This window comes from Nioella sp. (assembly GCF_965215655.1).
Classification (GTDB): Bacteria; Pseudomonadota; Alphaproteobacteria; order Rhodobacterales; family Rhodobacteraceae; genus Nioella.
The window spans coordinates 3,726,038-3,745,896 of record NZ_OZ244111.1; the positions used below are offsets into that span (position 1 = coordinate 3,726,038).

The 19,859-nt window shown below is 63.7% G+C and carries 20 protein-coding genes; 10 read left to right on the forward strand and 10 right to left on the reverse strand.

Annotation, left to right across the window (positions count from 1 at the left end; genetic code table 11):
* Position 1 precedes the first annotated feature (1 nt).
* Positions 2-448, forward strand: coding sequence for a hypothetical protein (locus ACOOEX_RS18550; protein WP_420396217.1), 447 nt, complete (start codon positions 2-4; stop codon positions 446-448).
* Between the two features lie 11 nt (positions 449-459).
* Here ACOOEX_RS18550 and ACOOEX_RS18555 read toward each other — a convergent pair whose 3' ends face one another.
* From ACOOEX_RS18555 to ACOOEX_RS18580, 6 genes are all read right to left on the reverse strand, one after another.
* Complete coding sequence (locus tag ACOOEX_RS18555) at positions 460-1,560, reverse strand: flagellar basal body P-ring protein FlgI (protein WP_420396218.1); 1,101 nt, start codon at positions 1,558-1,560, stop codon at positions 460-462.
* Positions 1,557-2,567 (reverse strand): flagellin, encoded by a 1,011-nt coding sequence (locus ACOOEX_RS18560; protein ID WP_420396219.1) that lies wholly within the window; start codon positions 2,565-2,567, stop codon positions 1,557-1,559. The genes ACOOEX_RS18555 and ACOOEX_RS18560 overlap by 4 nt, the downstream gene beginning before the upstream one ends.
* Positions 2,568-2,569: 2 nt before the next feature.
* Positions 2,570-4,024: a flagellar hook-associated protein FlgK gene (flgK, locus tag ACOOEX_RS18565; RefSeq protein WP_420396220.1), complete on the reverse strand. Its 1,455-nt coding sequence runs from the start codon at positions 4,022-4,024 to the stop codon at positions 2,570-2,572.
* Between the two features lie 21 nt (positions 4,025-4,045).
* The gene (locus ACOOEX_RS18570; protein WP_420396221.1) at positions 4,046-5,347 is read right to left on the reverse strand and encodes a flagellar hook protein FlgE; all 1,302 of its coding nucleotides are present in this window, start codon (positions 5,345-5,347) and stop codon (positions 4,046-4,048) included.
* Between the two features lie 96 nt (positions 5,348-5,443).
* Positions 5,444-6,283 (reverse strand): flagellar motor protein MotB, encoded by an 840-nt coding sequence (locus ACOOEX_RS18575; protein ID WP_420396222.1) that lies wholly within the window; start codon positions 6,281-6,283, stop codon positions 5,444-5,446.
* Positions 6,284-6,344: 61 nt separating this feature from the next.
* Positions 6,345-7,241 carry a LysR substrate-binding domain-containing protein gene (locus ACOOEX_RS18580; RefSeq protein WP_420396223.1) on the reverse strand — a complete coding sequence of 299 codons (897 nt, stop codon included), beginning with the start codon at positions 7,239-7,241 and terminating at the stop codon, positions 6,345-6,347.
* A gap of 200 nt (positions 7,242-7,441) precedes the next feature.
* On the opposite strand from ACOOEX_RS18580, the gene ACOOEX_RS18585 reads away from it, so the two are divergent.
* Genes ACOOEX_RS18585 through ACOOEX_RS18595 form a run of 3 tightly spaced genes read left to right on the forward strand, consistent with a single transcriptional unit; the run spans position 7,442 to position 10,688 of the window.
* The gene (locus ACOOEX_RS18585) at positions 7,442-8,911 is read left to right on the forward strand and encodes a trimethylamine methyltransferase family protein (protein WP_420396224.1); all 1,470 of its coding nucleotides are present in this window, start codon (positions 7,442-7,444) and stop codon (positions 8,909-8,911) included.
* Positions 8,908-9,843 carry a ketopantoate reductase family protein gene (locus ACOOEX_RS18590; protein WP_420396225.1) on the forward strand — a complete coding sequence of 312 codons (936 nt, stop codon included), beginning with the start codon at positions 8,908-8,910 and terminating at the stop codon, positions 9,841-9,843. Before ACOOEX_RS18585 ends, ACOOEX_RS18590 begins: the two co-directional genes overlap by 4 nt.
* Positions 9,840-10,688, forward strand: coding sequence for a fumarylacetoacetate hydrolase family protein (locus ACOOEX_RS18595; protein ID WP_420396226.1), 849 nt, complete (start codon positions 9,840-9,842; stop codon positions 10,686-10,688). Before ACOOEX_RS18590 ends, ACOOEX_RS18595 begins: the two co-directional genes overlap by 4 nt.
* 6 nt (positions 10,689-10,694) lie before the next feature.
* On the opposite strand, the gene ACOOEX_RS18600 is transcribed toward ACOOEX_RS18595, so the two are convergent.
* A complete protein-coding gene (locus tag ACOOEX_RS18600; RefSeq protein WP_420396227.1) occupies positions 10,695-12,122 on the reverse strand; it encodes a lysophospholipid acyltransferase family protein in 1,428 nt (475 codons plus the stop codon).
* 306 nt (positions 12,123-12,428) lie between these two features.
* Between ACOOEX_RS18600 and ACOOEX_RS18605 the strand changes: the two genes are divergently transcribed.
* Positions 12,429-13,217 carry an exodeoxyribonuclease III gene (locus ACOOEX_RS18605; protein ID WP_306046898.1) on the forward strand — a complete coding sequence of 263 codons (789 nt, stop codon included), beginning with the start codon at positions 12,429-12,431 and terminating at the stop codon, positions 13,215-13,217.
* Positions 13,218-13,221: 4 nt separating this feature from the next.
* Here ACOOEX_RS18605 and ACOOEX_RS18610 read toward each other — a convergent pair whose 3' ends face one another.
* Complete coding sequence (locus tag ACOOEX_RS18610) at positions 13,222-13,860, reverse strand: GDSL-type esterase/lipase family protein (RefSeq protein ID WP_420396228.1); 639 nt, start codon at positions 13,858-13,860, stop codon at positions 13,222-13,224.
* A 128-nt stretch (positions 13,861-13,988) separates the two neighbouring features.
* Here ACOOEX_RS18610 and ACOOEX_RS18615 point away from each other — a divergent pair, with 128 nt between their 5' ends.
* The 3 genes from ACOOEX_RS18615 to ACOOEX_RS18625 are packed head-to-tail and all read left to right on the forward strand — an operon-like array spanning position 13,989 to position 15,763.
* Positions 13,989-14,912, forward strand: coding sequence for a tetratricopeptide repeat protein (locus ACOOEX_RS18615; RefSeq protein WP_420396229.1), 924 nt, complete (start codon positions 13,989-13,991; stop codon positions 14,910-14,912).
* Between the two features lie 27 nt (positions 14,913-14,939).
* The gene (locus ACOOEX_RS18620) at positions 14,940-15,584 is read left to right on the forward strand and encodes an LON peptidase substrate-binding domain-containing protein (RefSeq protein WP_420396230.1); all 645 of its coding nucleotides are present in this window, start codon (positions 14,940-14,942) and stop codon (positions 15,582-15,584) included.
* Entirely contained in the window at positions 15,581-15,763 is a 183-nt protein-coding gene (locus ACOOEX_RS18625) for a Trm112 family protein (RefSeq protein ID WP_306046894.1), read from the forward strand. The genes ACOOEX_RS18620 and ACOOEX_RS18625 overlap by 4 nt, the downstream gene beginning before the upstream one ends.
* 6 nt (positions 15,764-15,769) lie before the next feature.
* Here the strand turns inward: ACOOEX_RS18625 and ACOOEX_RS18630 are convergent, their stop codons facing one another.
* Positions 15,770-17,431, reverse strand: a complete 1,662-nt coding sequence (locus ACOOEX_RS18630; RefSeq protein ID WP_420396231.1) for a hypothetical protein — start codon at positions 17,429-17,431, stop codon at positions 15,770-15,772.
* 157 nt (positions 17,432-17,588) lie between these two features.
* On the opposite strand from ACOOEX_RS18630, the gene ACOOEX_RS18635 reads away from it, so the two are divergent.
* Both ACOOEX_RS18635 and ACOOEX_RS18640 read left to right on the forward strand, forming a co-directional pair.
* Entirely contained in the window at positions 17,589-17,849 is a 261-nt protein-coding gene (locus ACOOEX_RS18635) for a hypothetical protein (protein WP_420396232.1), read from the forward strand.
* Positions 17,850-17,983: 134 nt separating this feature from the next.
* Positions 17,984-18,382 (forward strand): hypothetical protein, encoded by a 399-nt coding sequence (locus ACOOEX_RS18640; RefSeq protein ID WP_420396233.1) that lies wholly within the window; start codon positions 17,984-17,986, stop codon positions 18,380-18,382.
* A 183-nt stretch (positions 18,383-18,565) separates the two neighbouring features.
* On the opposite strand, the gene ACOOEX_RS18645 is transcribed toward ACOOEX_RS18640, so the two are convergent.
* The gene (locus ACOOEX_RS18645; protein WP_420396234.1) at positions 18,566-19,825 is read right to left on the reverse strand and encodes a UbiH/UbiF/VisC/COQ6 family ubiquinone biosynthesis hydroxylase; all 1,260 of its coding nucleotides are present in this window, start codon (positions 19,823-19,825) and stop codon (positions 18,566-18,568) included.
* Between the last annotated feature and the right edge of the window lie 34 nt (positions 19,826-19,859).

Consider the following 19,859-nt stretch of genomic DNA (forward strand, 5'->3'; position numbering starts at 1 on the left):
CATGCCCAACCCGGCCCAATCCGATCCCGCCCCTCTCCGCGATGAAAGCTTTGCCCGCAAGGCCCGAATCCTGCTGGACCTCTTTGGCCCCTCCGGGGTGGAGCGGTTGCGCAAGGCTGGTCTGGCGACAGAGGTGGACGGGCTTGAAACGCAGGCAAACGCCAAAGGAGAGGCCGATCGCCTCGCATTGCTGGAGCGGTTTCGCAAGCAGGGTCTGTTCGATGAAGACCCGTCCCGGAAAGTGACGCCGCCGCCGAGCCCGGCGATGCGCATGCCCCCCTTGACTGCGCGTATTGCCGATCATCTGGATGAGGCGGCGCTGGAAAAAGAGCATCCGGCGATCATCGCCATGGTGCTTCGGGATCAACCCAAGGGCCTTCAGTTGCGGGCGCTGCACGCCTTGCCGGGGCCGGTTGCGCGCGCGACAATCCGCTATCTGCGTGGCTGACCCGGCTGCCGTTATCTGACAACCAGTTCCGCATGCAGCGCCCCGGCGGCGTTGATCGCGTTCAGGATGTCGATCATGTCGCCCGGCGAAACCCCAAGCGCGTTCAGCCCGGCGATTACCTCGGATAGCGAGGCCCCACCCGACACTTCTGCCAGACCGGTGCCAGGCTCTTCCTCGATATCGGCCTGGGTGCGGGGCACCACGACGGTTTCCCCCTCTGCAAAGGGGTTCGGTTGCACGGCAATCGGGGTTTCCTGAATGCGCAGGGTCAGATTGCCCTGCGCCACGGCGACATGAGAGATGCGCACATCTTCCCCCATCACGATAGTGCCTGAACGTTGATCGACAACCACGCGGGCGCGGCTTTCGGGCTCTACCAGCAGGTTTTCGATGCGGAACATGGCATGGGCGGCGGACGGTTCGCGCGTGGCCGCAAGATCCAGCGCGACTGTGCCGGAATCGAGCATCACCGCCACTGGGCGGCCATAGGCGGTGTTGATCACGCCCTCGATCCGGGCGGCGGTGGTGAAATCGGGGGAGCGGAGGGCCAGGCGGATCGTCTCAAGGCTCGACAGTTCGAAATCCACTTCGCGTTCGATCCGTGCGCCGGAGGGGACGGTCCCCGCGGTTGGCACGCCCTCTGTCACGCTGGCCGCATCGCCTTCCACGACCGCCCCGCCCGCGATGACGGTGCCTTGCGCCACGGCGTAGATTTCCCCGTCAGCAGCCGTCAGCGGGGTCATGACCAATGTGCCCCCCATCAGGCTGTCGGCGTCCCCGATGGCCGAGACGTTGATGTCGATCTGCGACCCGGCCCGAGAAAACGGGGGAAGCGTGGCCGTGACGATCACCGCCGCCACGTTCTGGGGGCGGAACTGCTCGCCCGAGATATTTACGCCAAGCCGTTCGAGGATGTTGGTCATGATCTCTTCGGTGAAGGGGGAATTGCGGATGCCGTCACCGGTGCCATTCAGCCCCACGACCAGCCCATAGCCGATCAGGTCGTTGCCGCGCACCCCGTCGAATTCCACCAGGTCCTTGATGCGGATCGGGGTGGCCTGCGCCACTAGCGGCGCGAAGAACAGGATGAGCGAAAACAGGAAGCGGATCATCTGAGGTACTCCGTCAGGTTGAGGCGGGACAGGCGGGTGGTCAGCAGGTAGAGCGCTTCGAGCCGGGTCTCCGCCTCCTGCAATTCAGTGGCGGTGGTATAGGGGTCGGCGCCGGTCAGGCGGCTGCGTTCCAGCTCCAGCAACCCACGGGTGGTGTCGCCGCGCAACTGGGCGGCCTCAATCCGGCCCTCCACATGGCCCACGCGGGCGCGCAGATCGGTGACGCCGTCATTGCCCGATGCCATGTCAAGCGCGGCGCGTTCCAGAAGCTGGCGTCTTTCATCATCGCTGAAACTGCCAGTTTCATTGGACACCAGAGTGGCCAGCGCCATCCCCATCAGCCCGCGCCGCAAACCGGGATCGAGTGCGGAAATCGGGTTCTGGATCGTCTCGCCTTCAGCCACGGTGAAGCCCGGCGCGGGATCGGGGCTGCCCTGATAAGCCAGTGTTTCGAACCCGCCGCCCGAATCCATGAACCAGCTGTCCAGCGTCGTGATCAGGTCCGCCGCATCCGTGGCACCGGTGGCCAGAGGTTCCAGCGCGGTCAGCAGGTCCCCCACCGGGATCAGCGCATCCTCATCGGTATTGGCGCCGGAAAACAGCGCCCGGCCCGCGACCGTCTGGTTGAGCGAGCCGAGCATGGCGCTCAGCCGGTCGGGGGCGCTGGCGGCCATCAGTTCCATCTGTTGCAGAGTATCGGTGCCGCTGGCCGCCAACAGCGCCGGGGCAAGTTCTGACAGGTTGCCCTGCAAAGCCTCCAATGCCGATTGCACGGCGGAGGTCATCAGTGCGGCCTCGGCCGCGGCATTGCGATAGGCGGCAACCATGCGCAACCCGCGTTCTATCCCCGATAGCGCAGAAAAGTCCCCGCCGAGTGCCTTGCCCGCGTCGGAGTGCTGCCCGCTGGCCAGTTCCTGCGTCAACCGCGAAAGGTCGGTCCTGACCTGATGGTGATGCTGACGAAGATGAAAACTGCGGGCCATGTCGCCCGTGGAAATGATGCTCATCGCTACAGCCCCAGCAATCGATCAAGCATATCGTCGAGTGTCGAGATCACCCGCGCATTGGCGGCATAGGCATTCTCGATTTCCAGAAGGCGTTGCATCTGCCGGTCAGTATCGACTCCGCGCGACAGTTCGGCCTCGCGCAGCGCGGTGAACTTGCCCGATGTTTCGGCGGCGCGGGCCTCTGCGAACTGCCGGTCCATGGAGGTGAGCGACAGGAGGTCTGCGCCAAGCTCGGCCATGCTGCGACTGGTGGTGGAGAAGGCCGAAGAGGCTGTCGGGCGTTCGGTTTGCAACGCATCGAGGATGCCCTGTAGCAGCGCTGGATCGCCGGGTGCGCCTTCGCTCGTCGCGCCAACCCCGTCGCGCAGCCTCCAGAGCGCGCCGCCCCGGTCGGGATCGACAGCGGCGTTCACCCTGATGCGCGCGGCAAGACCTTCTTCATAGGCTGCAGAGGCCAGCAGGCCATCGTCGCTGAAGAGACCCGGGTCCGTTGCGGCCTGTGTCGGATCGAGGCCAGGATCGTCCAGCCGCGCGGTCAGGTCGAGCGCCAGCCCGTCGAGCTGTGCCTGGGCTTGCGGGGCGATCTCGTCGCGGACGGCAAACAGGGCCGCCAGTCGCCCGCCGGAGAGCGACGCGTAGCTGCCCGAGGTGCTGATCGGACGGCCATTCACGGTAAGGCCCGACAGGTCATTGTTCTGCAGGGACATCAGCGGCGTAATGGCCGGCGTGGCGGAAAAGCCGAATTCTGCCGGGCGTCCCTCGACCAGTGTCAGCCCGTCGGTAGTGTAGAGACTGACCATCCCCGCGTCGTTGCGGGTCTCGCGGATGGGAACCAGATCGGCGAGGCCGTCGATCAGCGCCTGTTGCCGGTCGATCAGCCCGAGCGCGTTCTCTCCCCGGCTGATGGATGTTCGAATGGTGCCGTTCAGGTCGTGGATCGCCGCGAGCGTACGATTGAGATGGGTGATCTCCGTGGCGATCTGCGCATCGGCCTGCTGGCGGATGTTCTGGATGCCGTCCGAGATGCTGTTCAGCGTGCCTGCCAGTTGCTGCGCCGCGTTCAGGACGGACTCCAACCGCGCTTGACTATCTGGGCGGCTGGCGGCGGAAACAAGGCTGGTCTCGAACGCATCGAGCCGGGCGGGCAGGCTGGCGTCGCTGTCGGGTGTGCCAATAAGCGTCTCGATTCGCAGTAAGAAGCTGGCGCGGGTCTCTGCCTCGCCCTGCGCGGCCCCGGCGGAACGACGCTCGCCTAGAATGACCGGATCCGAACTGCGGGTAACGCCCAAAACCTGCACCCCGCGCCCTGCACCATGGGCGATGGATGAGAGGGTCAGGCTGCGCTCGCCGAAGCCTTCGGTCTGGGCATTGGCGATGTTGTCCGACACCACCGACGCCGCCCGGCTGGACGCGGTCAGCCCGGTCAGGGCCGCGGAGAGAGCGCTGGAAATGGTCATGACCTGGCCTCAGTGCCCGGATCAGCGCTTGATATTGGTGGTTTCCTGCAACATCTCGTCCACCGTCTGAATGACCTTGGCGTTGGAGGAGTAGGCGCGCTGCGTCTGGATCAGCTGGGTCAGCTCTCCCGCGACATCGGTTGTGGATTCCTCGCGAGAGAAGCCCACGATGTCGCCGGTCGGCCCGTCGCCCGCATCCCATAGGAAGAATGATCCGCTGTCCGGCGAGATCTGATAGGCTTGGTTCGACATGGCGATCAGCCCGTTGGGATTGGGCACGTCGATCAGCGGCACCTGGTAGATCACGCGGGTAAAGCCGCTGTCATAGATCGCGTGGACCATGCCTTCGCCATCGACCTCAACCGAAGACAGGTTGCCGACAGGGGAGCCGTCCTTGACCACGGGGGCATTCGAGAAACTGTCGGACAGTTGCGTGAAACCGCCGGGTTCGCCGATGATGCCGATATTAAGCTCCATCGGGCCGCCATTCACATTGACCTCGATCGTGCCATCGGTGCCGTTATAGGCGCCGCCGGTGACTGCGGTGACGGACAAAAGGTTGCCGCCGCTGCCACGCGCATCGTCGAAGGTCAGGGTGTATTCCCCGATCACCGCCCCGCCAGATGCGGAATCGCGGATCTCCATGGTCCATTCATTCGACGATCCGGTGGCGGGAACGGTCGGGGTGAAATTGATCTCCAGCACCTCGGACGTGCCGAGATTGTCGAAATACTCGGTCGACATGGTTACGGTGTCACCCGATGCGCCCGCCTCGGTCGCGGTGGCGGGCAGGTTCAGCGTCAGCTCCATCTGGGTGGTGGGATCGCCAGCGAACTGGTTGGTGTGGACGCGCACAGGTTCCAGCCCGTCCGTGGTGTCGCGCGGGAAGGTGGGGATGGTGCCATCGCCGTCGGCGGGCCAGCCAAGCAGAACCAGCCCAGTTTCCGTGCGTAGCACACCATCGGCATCGGGCCGGAAGGACCCGGTGGTGGCCAGCATCACCGGTTGATTGCCGGACTGGGATTCCAGGGAAGCAGCCGTGGTGACTGGCAGCATGCCGCGCCCGCCAATGGCCAGGTCCGTGGGATTGTCCGTGGTGATTAGCGTGCCCCGCTGTTCGATCATGCGCCCGGTGATGACCCGGACGCCCCCGGCGGAATAGCTGCCATGGCCCTGAGAGATCACCATCGATTGGAAGTTGGTCACGGCGCGCTTGTAGCCGTAAGTTCCCGAATTCGCGATATTGTCGGAAATCGTGGCGAGGCGGCTGGCGTTCACGTTGAGCCCGGCAACCCCGGAATTGAGCGAGGAGGAAATCGTCATTGGAATGCGCCTTTCTGCTGCATCTCGTCCTTTGGGGCAGACAAGCACGGTCGGATTTAACAAGGGCCTAACAGATAAAAATCGAACTGTTTTCCCTCAGGGCAGGCTGCGCAGGAGGGTGATTTCGACCCTGTCATTGCGTATTGCCATACTGTCGGCGACCGCCGGGCTTCGGTCTGCGTGCCCGGTGATGCGCTGAAACCTCTCCGCATTCAGCCCGACGCGTTGCAGCGCGGTGCGAAGCGCCTGAGCCTGCGCGGTGGACCGGTCCCAGGTTGTGTCCTCCGCCACCACGATCGGGTCGGACCGGACATGCGCCGCAACCGCGACGCCATTGGTGACGGTCCCGAAAAGCTCTGCCATCACCGAAAGCAGGTCTTCCAGCCAGGGTTCGGGCGTGATGCCATCCAAGCCAAAGAGCGGTATGCCGGGGCGGGCGAAAATCTCGACCACCAGTCCCTGATCGGTCAGGCGCGTCTGGACGTGATCGAGCGTCTCATCCGACACCCGCGCATCGCCGCCGCCATCCATGAGCGAATCCTCGATATCCTCCATCAGCGCCTGTTCCAATTCTTCGGCGCTGTGATCGGTGCCTTCCATTCCCATGGCCTGCCGCCCCTCGGTCGGGCGGCGGTCAGAGGCGCCGGTGCCGTTCTGGGCGACGACGGTTTCCGAAAAAGGGCTGTCGCCGCCGAAAGACCCGTCACCGCCGCCCGAGATCCGGGCAATGGGCACCGTGGGGCTGAAGTAGTCGGCGATCCCCTTGCGTTGCTGTTCCGTGGTGGCGTTCAGCAGCCACATCAGCATGAAGAACGCCATCATGGCGGTCACGAAATCCGCATAGGCCACCTTCCACGCACCACCATGGTGGCCATCGCCGCCGCTGACCTTTTTCTTCTTGATGATGATCGGGCGCAATTCGTTCTGCGCGGCCATGGCATGTCTCACCCAACGGGACTGTCAGCGGGCAGCCTAGAGGCGGGCGGTGAAGGAAGGCTTAATGCAGGCTCTGACTGGCTTCGTTGATCAGCCAATCGCAGGTTTTCCCTGCTTCGGGAGACAGGGCCGCACCGCTTCGTGTTAGCAGGTGAAAGGCCCGGCTTGGACGCAGCATCTGCGCGAACGGCTGGACAAGCGCGCCGCTTTCGATCTCGGACGCGACGAGGGGAAAGACGCCAAGCGCCACACCCAGGCCGTCCTTGACCGCCTGAAGCACAACGTTGGAATCGGTGATGACGGTTTCCTCGGCGAAACCCGGATCAGGCAATTCGGCCAATGCCAGCCATGCCGCCCATTCCGACCGGTCCTGCTGATGAATGATCGGGAAACGGCCGAGGTCGGCGGGGGTCGTCAACCCGCCCAACTGTTCGATCAGGGCGGGGCTGATCACCGGGCTGTAGCTGATCTCCATCAGCTTGCGCGCATCCAGTCCCGACCAGTTCCCGATGCCCCAATCCACCGCGATCTGCGTTACCATCGCGGCCTCGTTGGTGATCCGGGGACTGTGGTGCAGCACGAGTTCGATATCGGGGTGCTGCTGACGGAACCGCCCAAGCCGGGGAATCAGCCAGCGGGACCCGAAGATCGGGCCGACCGCAAGGGTGACGGTCTTGCGCGGTGTGCTGATATGGGATTCGGCCTCGGCCCGGATGTCATCGAAGGCGCGGCTGACCACGCGGGCCAGTGACCGGCCCGCATCGGTCAGCACCACGGCGCGGGTCTTGCGAACGAACAGCTGACAGCCCCAGTCCTGTTCCAATTGGCGGATCTGGTTGCTGATGGTGGTGGGGCTGACACAAAGCTCGGCCGCGGCATCCTTGAAGCTGAGCAGACGGGCTGCGGCCTCGAAGCTGCGCAAGGCGGTCAGGGGCAGGCGCCTGTTGGGAAGTTTCATGACGCGATCCGCAGATGGGCTATGGATGAGGTTTTCTTTATGCATAGAGCCTGCAATAGTCGCTTGTCCAACTGTTCCGGTTTGGAAACTATCCGGAAGACAGCAGGACAGGAGAGACCGCCGGAATGGCACAGACGGGAACACGACGCAGAGGGCGGCGGCGAGGCGGCAGCGATGATGCGGATGACGCAATAAAACCCGTGCCCCGCAACAGGCTGTCCGGGGGGCGGCTGGACCCGCTGGACGCGGACGCCATCGCGCAGATCGACGCGGCCGCTCGCGCCATCCTGTCCGAGATCGGCATGGCGGAACCGCCGCAAGCCGTGGTGGAGCTGGTCAGCGCCGCCGGGGGCAGCCTGACCGGGGAAGGCCGGCTGATCTTCCCGCGTGATCTGCAAGACCGGGCGCTCAAGGGCATTGGGCGGGACGTCACTCTATACGGGCGGGCAGCGGGGCTGGATATGCAGCTGACCGGTCAGCAGGTGCATGTGGGCACCGGTGGGGCGTCGCCGCAGATGGTGGATCTCGACAGCGGCATCTACAGACCGTCGACTCTGGCCGACCTCTATGATGCCGCGCGCGTTGTGGATGTGCTGGACAACATCCACTTTTTCGCCCGCCCGGTCGTGGCGCGTGACATGGATGACGACCTGTCGCTTGACGTCAACACCGCCTATGCGGCTTTGGCGGGTACGGCGAAACACGTCGTCGTCAGCGCATCCAGCGCTGAGGCGGTGCGGGCAATCGCCGAGATATGCTTTGCCATCACGGGCAGCGCCAAGGCGTTTCGGGACCGGCCCTTTCTGTCGCTGACGATCAACCATGTCGTGCCGCCGCTGCGCTTCTCGGAAGAGGCCTGCGAGGTGATGGTCGAGGCTGCCCGTCTTGGCATTCCCATGCAATGCAACACCTTCGGTCAGCTTGGGGCCTCCAGCCCTGTCACCATCGCCGGATGCGTGGCGCAGACCATTGCCGAAACACTGGCGGGGGTGATCGTTGCATGGCTGGCAAACCCGAAGGCGCGGATCATCTTTGGTCCGCGTCCCATGGTGACCGACCTTCGTACCGGCGGTATGGCGGGCGGCTGTGGCGAACAGGCTTTGCTGACGTCCGCCGCCGTGCGCATGGCGCGCCACTACGGCCTGCCGAATTCCACCATCGCGGGCGCGACGGACAGCAAACTGCCGGACGCGCAGGCGGGGTTCGAGAAATCGCTCAGCGTGTCCATGGCGGCACAGACGGGGTCCAACATGATCACCCAGGCCTGCGGGGCCTTGGCCGGGCTGATGGCCTGTTCGCTTGAGGCCTATATCATCGACAACGATATGCTCGGGGTGATCCTGCGGTCGCTGGCTCCGATCGAAATGGACGAAAGCGCGCTGTCCGTGACTGCGATTGCGGAGGTGGCGCATGGCGAGGGCCATTTCCTGGGCCGCCCCGAAACCTACCAGCGGATGCAGAGCGATTTCCTTTATCCCGACGTATCCGACCGGCGTAGCCCGGATGACTGGGCCGCCGCCGGATCGCCCGATATCCGCGGCACCGCCAACGCCCGTGCGCGCGAGATCCTCGCATCGCATTTTCCCTGCCACATCCCTGCCGGGATCGACGAGGCGCTGCGCGCGCGCTTCGATATCCGTCTGCCGCAAACCAGAATGAGGCCCGCATGAAGATCGCCGTTTTCGGAGTTGGGGCCATGGGCTCTGTCTATGCCGGTCTGCTGGCAGATGCCGGTCACGAGCTTTGGGCCGTGGATCCGTGGCGGGCGCATCTTGACGCCATCGCCACGACCGGACTGCGGGTCGAAGGGGCCAGCGGCGATCGGGTGGTCAGGACAATCCGCACCGCCGCTGATCCTGCCGATCTGCCGATGGTCGATCTGGTGATCATTGCCACCAAGGCCTCTGCCGTCGGGGAGGCGGCGCGGGCGCTGACCGGGTGCGTGGGGCCGGATACGCTGATCCTGACCATCCAGAACGGGCTTGGCGCGGGCGAGCGGATCGGCCAGCACATGAGCACCGCCAATGTGATCCTTGGCGTGGCGGATGGGTTCGGCGCCTCGATGAAAGGCCCCGGCCACGTGCATCACAACGCCATGAAGCTGATCCGCATCGGCGAAATGGGCGGCGGCATGACCGAGCGGTTGGAACGGCTGGCAGAGCTCTGGCAAGGAGCCGGGTTCAACGTGAAGGCCTTCGCCGACATCAATCAGCTGATCTGGGAGAAATTCCTGTGTAACGTGACCCTGTCGGCCCCCTGCACCGTGATCGGCTGTACCGTGGGTGAGGTGATGGACAACGCCGAAACCCGTGCCCTAGCGCTCAGTTGCATGCGCGAGGCCTATGCCATCGGCCAACACAAGGGCATCGCCTTTTCCTTCGATGACCCGGAGGCCTATGTCACCGCTTTCGCCGCGCAGATGCCCCGTGCGCGGCCCTCGATGCTACTCGACCACATGGCTGGCCGCCCGTCAGAGATCGACGCGATCAACGGGATGGTGCCGGTTCTGGGCGCCGAGATCGGCCTGCCTACACCCTACAACCAGACGCTCAGCACCATCGTGCGCGCCCGCGAGGCGGCATTCGGAAAGGACAAGGAATGAAACTGGCACGCTGGCAGCAGCATGGGGATGAGGCCTACGGCCTGATCGATGGGAACAATGCGCACCCGGTCAGCGACGGGTTTCGCATGCGCTTTCCCGATCTGAACGATGTCCTGGCCGCTGCGGCCCTCTCGGATCTGCGCGCCGATGCAATGGCCCAACCGCCCGCTCCGGTGGCGGTCATCACCTGGCGATTGCCGATCCATCCTGCGGCGCGGGTGATCTGCGTGGGCATCAACTACCCGAAGCGCTACCCGCTGGATCAAAGCGTGACCCGTCCGGAAAACATCATCCTCTTCGCCAAGCTGGATGGCACGCTTGTCCCTCATGACACGCCGCTGGAAATCCCGGTGGGAGAGGCCGCCGAGAGCTTTGACTATGAAGGCGAGATCGGTGTCGTCATTGGCCGGACCACGCGCCATATCAGCCCCGATCAGGCCCATGCCCATATCGCCGGATTTACCGTGGTCAATGACGGATCCGTGCGCGAATGGCAGAAGCATTCGGTGCATGCGGGCAAGAATTTCGCCGCGTCGGGTGGCTGTGGGCCATGGATCACCACCGCCAATGAAATCGACGTGCCCGAGGCGCTGAAGCTAACCACGCGGCTGAACGGCCAGATCGTGCAGCATGCAAGCGCCAGCGAGATGTTCTTCTCGATCCCGCAGGTGATTTCCTACATCTCTCAAATGATCCCGTTGCATCCCGGCGACCTGATCGCCATGGGCTCGCCCGATGGCACCGGAGGCAGCCGCAGCCCGCAACGCTTCCTCAAGCAGGGTGACGTTCTGGAAATTGACGTGCCCGGTGTGGGTGTCCTGTGCAACCGGGTTGGCGCGGGGTGAGCGGGGTTATCCCTCGGCCTGCTCGCAGAACGCCGCATACTCCTCTGACAGGGCCGCCAGTTCCGCCCTGATCCGGCTGCGTTGCGTGGTCAGCTTGCTGGCTCTGCGAGAGTTGCCGCTGAGCAGGATACGCGCCCGTGTCTCCGCCCAGATCGAGGCGGCATTGTCGAGAAATGTCAGGGTTGGCCGCCCCGTGGCCGGGGCCAGCAGCAGCGTCACACCCCCGAAGATCCAGCCGGTCGCCGCATCCCCGTAGGCCGCAGCGACAAGGCCCATGGCCAGTGCCGTGACCAGCCAGAAGAATGGAAACACGAAGAACCCGGCAAAAATCGACCAGGTGGATCGCTTGTCCAGATCCTTGCGGCGGCTCAGCACGCGCAGCACGAAGAAGGGCAGCAGGTTCAGCGCCAGGCCAAGCAGGGCAACGGGGGCCAGCAGGACGGTCTTCAGCGCGGTCCGCTTTCTGCCAGTGGCAAAGGCCCCACCGGCTGCAACCCCATGCGCGATCTGATCGTCGCGCAGTCCGGAACTGCGCAGGGCGCGGTCATATTCCGCGATCTGTTGGCGCAGCACAGCGGTTCGGCCTGGCTGGGTTTGCTGGACCCAGAGGTATCCGTCATGGATGCCGCGCCGGGTCTCGGCGATGCTGTACAGCCCGGTTCCGGTCAGGTCCGGGTCCGCATTGCCGATCATCTCGGCTGCCCGCGCGACAAGCCGCGCCTCTTCCCAGCTTTCGTGGCCGGGCGTCATGGCGTCCAGACGATCATGAAGACGACAGGTCAGGGCCTTCACCGCTGCGGCCTGCTCTTTCCGGCTTTCCGAACCGAAGGCCTCGACATCTTCGCAGGCCAGATCGACAGGGTCGCCGATTTCCAGCAAGGCCCGCGATCGAACCCGGTATTTCGCCTCGAATGTCAGGCAGACAGGCACGATTGCCAACCGGGTCGGGCCGTGGCGGGATTCGGTCTCCAGCGCGATGCGGGCCGCCCCGGATTTGAGAGGCAGCACGCGCGGGTTGTTGTGGCTGATCCCCTCTGGAAAGATCGCCAGAACGCCACCGGCTTCAAGCAACTGACACGCGCTGCTGAAACTGTCAGCAAGCTTGCCCCGATCGGCTCGGCCATCCTGACGGCGGTAAAGCGGCACCACCCCTGCGGCATTCAAAATCGGGCGGAGCGGGCGGTAGTCCCAGACGGTACTGGCCCCGAGAAACCGGGGCATGCGTGGCAGAAAAGAGGTGATGACAGCGCCATCCACAAGGCTGTTGGAATGGTTCGCCAGAACGATCACCGGCCGATCCATCGGGAAGCGCTCGCCCCCGACGACTTCGATGCGGCGATAGAAAGCATCGAGGGTCAATCGCCCGAGCCACCGCAAGAAGCGGTCGGTCAGCGGGCGTGGGCGGTCCCCGCCAGGTCGGGGTTCAGTGGTCATTTCGGTATTCTTGGCTCAAAGTCGCGCGGCATGTCAGGCCGCAGGTCGCTAGTATCGGTGGATGAAAATGGGTTCTCGAAAACCAGCGTATCCTGTCTTGCGCCGGTTGCAAGGGGAAGGCCGCCCGCCGGGCCTGAAACGGGCCGCGTGGCCAGAATCGGGCCCACGGCATCGGTTTCAAAGCCGGGGTCCGTCTGCCGGTGAAGCCCGGAATACATCCGATGAATTTCAGGGCGTGCGCTTTTCCGCTTTGCGCGATATGACCGCGAGACAGTTCCGAACCCTCTGCCCACAGGACCCGTGCCCATGCCCTTTACGCTTGCCACCTGGAACATCAACTCTGTCCGGCTGCGCGCCGATCTGGTGGCCAAGCTGCTGCGCGAGGAGGGGCCGGATATCCTCTGCCTTCAGGAATGTAAAAGCCCGGTCGACAAGATCCCGGTCGAGATCTTCCAGAACCTCGGCTACGGCCACATGGTGGCGCGGGGGCAGAAGGGCTATAACGGCGTGGCGATACTTTCCAAACTGCCGATGGAGGAGGCCGGAAGTCACGATTTTGCGGGGCTCGGCCATGCACGTCACATCGCCGGGCGGCTGGAAAACGGGGTGACCATCCACAATTTCTATGTGCCAGCCGGGGGCGATGTGCCTGACCGCGAGGTGAATGAGAAATTCGGCCAGAAGCTCGACTACCTCGCAGACATGCGGGACTGGGGCAAGTTCGATGCGCCGGAGAAGTCGATTCTGGTGGGGGACCTGAACATCGCTCCGCGTGAGGATGATGTGTGGAGCCACAAGCAGCTTCTGAAAGTGGTCAGCCACACGCCGGTGGAGGTCGATACGCTCGGCACCGTGATGGAGGCGGGCAAATGGGTGGACGTGACCCGCGCGGATATCCCCGAAGGTCAGCTCTACAGCTGGTGGTCCTACCGCGCGCGGGACTGGGACGCGGCGGATAAAGGCCGCAGGCTGGACCATGTCTGGGCAACGCCCGATATCTCCAACGCCGCACATTCCAGCCGCATCCTGCGAGAGGCGCGGGGGTGGGAGAAGCCGTCGGACCACGCGCCCGTTTTTGCGACGTTTGATCTGTGACGCGTCAAAGCGCGAAAATAGCCTCCGCCAGCGCCGCACCCAGCGCCCGGTGCGCGTCGGGTTCATAATGGATGCCGTCCTGCGCGCTGACCTTGATCACCGATCCGGCGTCGAAGAAACCCACGCCCCGCGCTGCGGCAAGGGCGCGGAAATTGGCGGCCAGATGCGGCCCCACGGTCTCTGCCCCCCAGAACTGGTCGCGGATCGGGCCGGTTTCCACAACCGGTGGCGGGCAGATCAGCAGGACCTTGAAGCCGCCATGGCGGGTCTGCATCGGCTCTGACAATGCGATGTCCAGCAGCCCCGCTGCGCCGGCGGTGATCCTGGCGACCGAGGGCGCGAACCGGGTCTTGAGGTCATTCGTCCCCAGCATGATCGTCAGCACATCAATCGGTCCGTGGCTTTCCAGCGCAATGCGCAACCCCGCCTGCCCGTTCATATGCGCGCCCATAATGGGGTCTTCCAGCCCAGTGGTGCGGCCCGGCAACCCTTCCTCGACCAGCAACCAGTCAGAGCCGAGCACTGCCGCCGCCACCTTGGGCCAGCGATCTTCCGGCCCGAAGCGCCCGTAAAGGCCGGGGGTCACGATCGGGGGTGTGCCATGAGTGTTGCTATCACCGAAGGTCAAAAGGGTCTTGGTCATGGGACGCTCCGCATTGTCTGACTGCAACGCTATGTCCCGGCCTTGCCCCCGTCAAAGCCCATCTGACCCCCTTGGCCTTTCGGTTCTCGCGGCCCATATAGGGAGCGACCAATTTGAAGGGGGCACCTATGCTCGAACTCGATGGACTCCAGCCCGGACCTGCCGCCGGGGATCTGATCGTTGACGGAACCGAAGAAAACTTCATGGCCGTGGTCGTCGAGGCCAGCCAGGAGGTGCCGGTTGTCGTGGATTTCTGGGCCACCTGGTGTGGGCCGTGCAAGACGCTCGGCCCGCAGTTGGAGGCCGCTGTCACCGCCGCCAAGGGCAAGGTGAAGATGGTCAAGATCGACGTCGATCAGAACCAGCGGCTTGCGCAGGCTTTGGCGCAACAGGGGTTGCCGCTGCAATCCATCCCGACGGTCGTGGCCTTCTTCCAGGGTCGTCCGGTGGACATGTTCCAGGGCGCGGTTCCGCAATCCGAGATCAAGGCCTTTATCGACAAGCTGACCGGTCTGGCCGGGGACGGTGGACTTGGCGAAGCCGTGGAGGCCGCCGAGCAGATGCTGGCAGACGGCGAGGCCGCTGATGCGGCCCAAACCTTCGCCGCGATCCTTGGCGAAGAGCCGGAGCATGCCGGGGCCTATGGCGGGCTGGTGCGCGCCCATCTGGCGATTGGCGAAGTTGATCAGGCTGAGGCCCTGCTGACGAATGCACCCGACGCGATTGCAAACTCGCCCGAACTGGAAGCCGCCCGTGCGCAGCTGGAACTGGCCCGTCAGGCCGCCGATGCCGGCCCTCTGGCAGAGCTGTCGGCAGCGGTCGAGGCCGATCCTACCAATCATCAGGCCCGGTTCGACTATGCGCAGGCTCTGCACGCCTCGGGCGATGTGGAAGCGGCGGTCGATCAGCTGCTCGACCTGTTCCGCCGCGATCGGGAATGGAATGACGGGGCGGCCAAGGCGCAGCTCTTCACCATTTTCGAGGCACTGAAGCCAAATGACCCGGTGGCATTGAAGGGGCGGCGCAAGTTGTCGTCGCTTCTGTTTGCCTGATCGGCCTTCCTGCCTACATAGTAAGGCATGATGTCCCCGGCTGATCTGCCCGAAACGATTCCGCTTTTCCCGCTGCCCGGTGCGCTGCTGTTGCCCCGGGCGCGGCTGCCTCTGCATATCTTCGAACCGCGCTACCTTGCGATGCTGGAGGACAGTCTGAAGACGCCGCACCGCCTGATAGGCATGGTGCAGCCGCTGGAAGGCGGCATGCCCGGCCAGTCGCGCCTGCACGAGATCGGCTGCGCGGGGCGGGTGACGCAGTTCTCTGAAACCGAGGATGGGCGCTACATGATCACCCTGTCGGGCATGTCGCGCTTTCGGATCAAGCGGGAGGTGACAGGGTTCTCTCCCTATGTGAAAGCCGAACTGCACTGGTCCGACTTCACCCGCGATCTGGGTCGGGAAGAGGAAGATCCGAATTTCGACCGGGAACAGTTCCTGAAGCTTCTGTCGCGCTATTTCGAGGCGGCAGCACTGCAAACCGACTGGGGCAGCCTGGAGGAGGCGGATGACGAGTTGCTGATCAATTCCCTGTCGATGCTGTGCCCGTTCAGCGTCGAGGAGAAACAGGCGCTTCTGGAGGCTCCGCACCTGACGGACCGGCGCGAAACGCTCACCGCGCTGATGGAATTCACCTGCCGGGGTGGCGCAAGCGATGAGGTGATCCAATGAGTCGGCCTTCGGTAATCGACCGCAAGATGCTGGAGGCCCTTGTCTGCCCGGTGACACAAGGCACCCTCTCCTACGATGCCGATGCAGGGGAGCTGATTTCGCGCGCTGCGGGGCTGGCCTTTCCGATCCGCAATGGCATTCCGATCATGCTGGAAGACGAGGCACGAAAGCTGGATTAAGCGCCTTTATGCGTCGAAGGCGCCCGCCTTGCGCATTCCCTCCAGCACCATCTCGACATGTTCGGGGCGAACATAGGGATATGTTTCACGCATATACGCTTCATCGAATCCGGGCTGTGCCTCTCGCAGCAGGTCCAGCGACCGGGCTGCAAGATCGGTTTCGTCAAAATAGCCGAAGGTCACCACGCAGCGCTGCAAACCCCTTGCATAGCCCGGCGCAATGTCGAAAAGGCGTTTTGCAGCGTCAATGGCACGATCCCGGTTGCCGCGAAACAATTCACAAGTCGTGATATCGCCGAGGGCCGCGGCGCGGTTGGGGTGATTGGGGTTCAGCCGGAAGATCAGGTTCAGATGCTCCAATGCCTCTTGCGGGCGCCCCAGCCATTCCAGACCGCATCCAAGCGCATGGCGCGCCAGCGCGGCCGAGGGGTTCAGCCTTACCGACTCGTTGGCATGGTGTAGCCCTTTGGAATATTCCTGAAGGCCAAAGATATTCGTCAGGCCGTTATAGGCATGGGCCTCCCAGTTTTCCGGGTCGATTTCCAATGCGCGGTTGGTGGCTGCCAAGGCCTTGTGAAAGCACACCAATCGGTCCTCGTACCAATCCAGCAGCCCCGCCCGAAAATAGATCCGCCCGATGCGGGCATGTGCCGGCGCAAAGCATGGATCCAGCGCCAATGCACTTTCCATCAGATGCATCTGTTCGAGGTTGCTTTCCGGCGTTCCGTAGCCTTCGCCGCCCTTGCGGTCGATTTCCTCGGCTTGCGCCACCAGTTGCCAGGGTCCGACCGAGGCCGGGTGGGATCGTTCGATCCGAACCGCCTCGGCGCGGGCGAGTTGCGGTTCAAGCTGGGCCACGATGGCGCGGCTCACATCTTCCTGAAACTCGAAGATATCATCGAGTGTTCCGTCGAATTGCTCTGACCAGCGCAGGCGCCCGGTTTCTGTTTCCGTCAGGCTGACAGAAATCCGTATTCGGTTGCCAAGGCAACGCAGAGTGCCAGTAATGGCGTATCGCGCATTCACCTGCGCCGCGATGCTGCGCATGTCCCCGTCTTTCGCCGTCTTCCAGCCGATCGCTTCGGGGCCGATCACCGGGAACCAGCGCCAATAGCTGAGTGTAATCTTGAGATCATCGATCAGGCTTGCGGCAATAAGGGCGTCATTCTCGTCGGCAGACAGTGCCTCGAAGGCAAAAAGCAGGACGGCGGGTCTTGTGAAGATATCCGGATGCGACTCCGCCTGCGCATCGCTGTCGTTTTCGTTTGACGTCGCCCCGGTCATGCGGCGTTCACGAAGCCAGTCTTCGAAGCCTTCTGACGCCAGATCGAACCCATCCATGAAGCTTCCTTGGCCGGACTGGTCAAGTTTCACGCGCTCGCCATCGAGCCAGACCGATTGCCGGTTGGCATCCAACAGGCCGGGTGGAAGCAGTTTGCGCAGCGTAGACAGTTCCTGCCTGAGAGAGGCGCGGGACTGCTCTTCGGATCGGTCGCTCCAGAGCAAATCCGCAAGACGTCCCCGCTCGGCCTGCATCCCGCGCTGCTGGCTTAGATACGCAAGCAGTGCCTGCCCCCTGCGGGACAGCCCTTCAAGGTTTCGGCCCTGTGGATCGCTGACACCAAAGGGGCCGGACAGGTGCAGCGTGATCGCGGAATCCGAGTTCATGTCTAAGTTGAAATAACCCTTTTTGCGGTAGAATATGCGATTTTTACGAAACTATTGCACGGGCTGTCCGTTTTTTCACGGGGGATTTCACGTTGGTCTGACGGGCAAGGGGCAATCTGTGGTCATCGAAACAACAGACCCATAGGGAGACCCTGATATGACCAACCTGATCAACATCCCCGCAGATACCGCCATTGTTGAAACCAACCCCGTCCGCCCAATGCGTGGCATCCGTACCTTGCTGGCCTTCCTGATCGAGAAAGACCGCAGTTATCGCGAAGCCCGCAAGCTTGCACGGATGGATGCTGATCGTCTTCGGGACATGGGCATGCCTACCAATTCGGCCGATACCGATTTCTACCAGGCCCGTGGCAACCGCCCCGCCGACAATGCCTCGATCCCGCTGTCTGGCTGGTGATCCATCGCAATCGCTGCTTTTCTAGGCCCCGCGCGTTTGTTGCGCCGGGGCCGAAAGCTGTTTGAAACACTTGACGCTGCTTTCCCGTCACAGGCTAGATGAGGCTGCATTCTTTCTCTTCAGGACCCATTGCCATGCTTTCCAAGATCCCGTTGCTCGTCATCCCCCTGATCCTCTTCAATCTGGGTCTCTTTGGCCTGATGGGGGGAGATGACCCGTTCGCCCGGTCTTTGTTCACGGTCGAGATGATGTCGGGCGGGACATGGGCGATGACCATCGGGGACGTGATCGTGCTGGTGGCGCTGCTGGTTCTGTTCGTGGAGATCATGAAATCGACCATCACCGGGATGGCGTCGATCATCGACCACCTGCTGTCAACGGTCGTTTTCGTGGTCTACCTGGTGGAGTTCCTTCTGGTGGCGGGGGCATCCACGTCCTTGTTCTTCACCCTGATGGTGATTGCCTTGATCGACGTTCTGGCGGGATTTTCCGTTTCGATCCGGTCTGCTGGGCGGGATATCAACATGAACTGACCGGGATTTCGCCGCCTGCCGGCGTCGACCCGGGAGCGGCCCTCCTCAACCCCCGGCTTGCGCCGGAGGCCTCGTCGGGCCGCGTTGCCACGGGTTTGTGGCTGATGGTGGTGATTTGCGTTGTGGGCTGCGCCTGTGGCCGGTTTGGGATGCCTCCGGCGGGAGTATTTTCACAAGGAGAAGCTAGAGCGGCTTGCCCTGCAACAGGCGAGGGACATCGCCGGTCAGGCCGGCGGCCTCTCGGATGAAGCTGCGGCGGGCAGCGGGGAAGGCATTGATGAGGCCCATGCCCAGATCGCGTCCCGCCCGCAGGAGGGGATTGTCGTTGGAAAAGAGCTTGTTGATCAGGTCGGTCGAGGCGGCGAGCGTGGCCGTGTCGAAGCGCCGCCAGCGCTGGTAACGTTCGAGCACCAGGAGGCTGGCGATATCCTCGCCCCGGCGTTTGGCGTCGGTCAGGACTTCGGCCAAGGCACCCACGTCACGAAGGCCCAGATTGAGGCCCTGACCGGCAATCGGGTGCACCCCGTGAGCGGCATCGCCTACCAGCGCCAGACGGTCATCCACGAAGCGTTCGGAAATGGTCAGGTTCAGCGGATAGGTGAAGCGGTCGCCATCAAGCGCGATCTCGCCCAGGAAGTCGCCGAAGCGCGGGCGCAGCACGTCTAGATAGTCGTCATCGCCGAGCGCGTTGATTTCGGCGGCGCGGGCGTGGGTTTCGCTCCAGACAATGGAACAGCGGTTTCCGGGCAGGGGCAGGATGGCGAGCGGTCCCGCGGGCATGAAGAACTGATGGGCGATACCGTGATGGGGCAGATCGTGTTTCAGGGAACAGACCAGCGCTGTCTGGCCGTAGTCCCAACCCTGCCGCTTGATGCCAGCCCGGGCACCGGTGCCGCTTTGCCGCCCGTCTGCACCGACCAACAGGCGACCGGTCAGGGTACGCCCATCCTCCAGCGTGACGCTGGCCGGGCCGGTGGTGTCCTGCGCGACCACGCGCGTGCCGGGCAGATGGGTGATGTTGGGATCGGCCTGCATCCGGGTCAGCAGGGCATGACGCAGGAAGCGGTCTTCCAGCATGTAGCCCATCGGGCCTTCCTCGATCTCGGCATGGTCGAAATGCAGGAAGAACGGCGCGGGGCCTTCGCCCGCGCGCCCGTCGCTGGCCTTGATCTCCAGCATGGGCTGCGCGTTGGTTTTCACATCCTCCCAGATACCGAGGGCCATCAGCAGTCGGGCCGAGGCCAATGCCAGCGCGTAGGAGCGGCCATCGAACCGGTCACTGTCACTGGTTTCCACCGGCAGCGCGTCGATCACGGTGCTGGTCAGGCCCGCCTGGCTAAGGGCCAGCGCAAGGCAGGGGCCGTTCAAGCCGCCGCCGACGATCAGGATATCGGAGTCCATTGCCATGCCCTGCAATATGGGCACATACGCGGGATTGTCCATGTGGCATGACCCCGCTAGCGTGGCCCGCGACAAC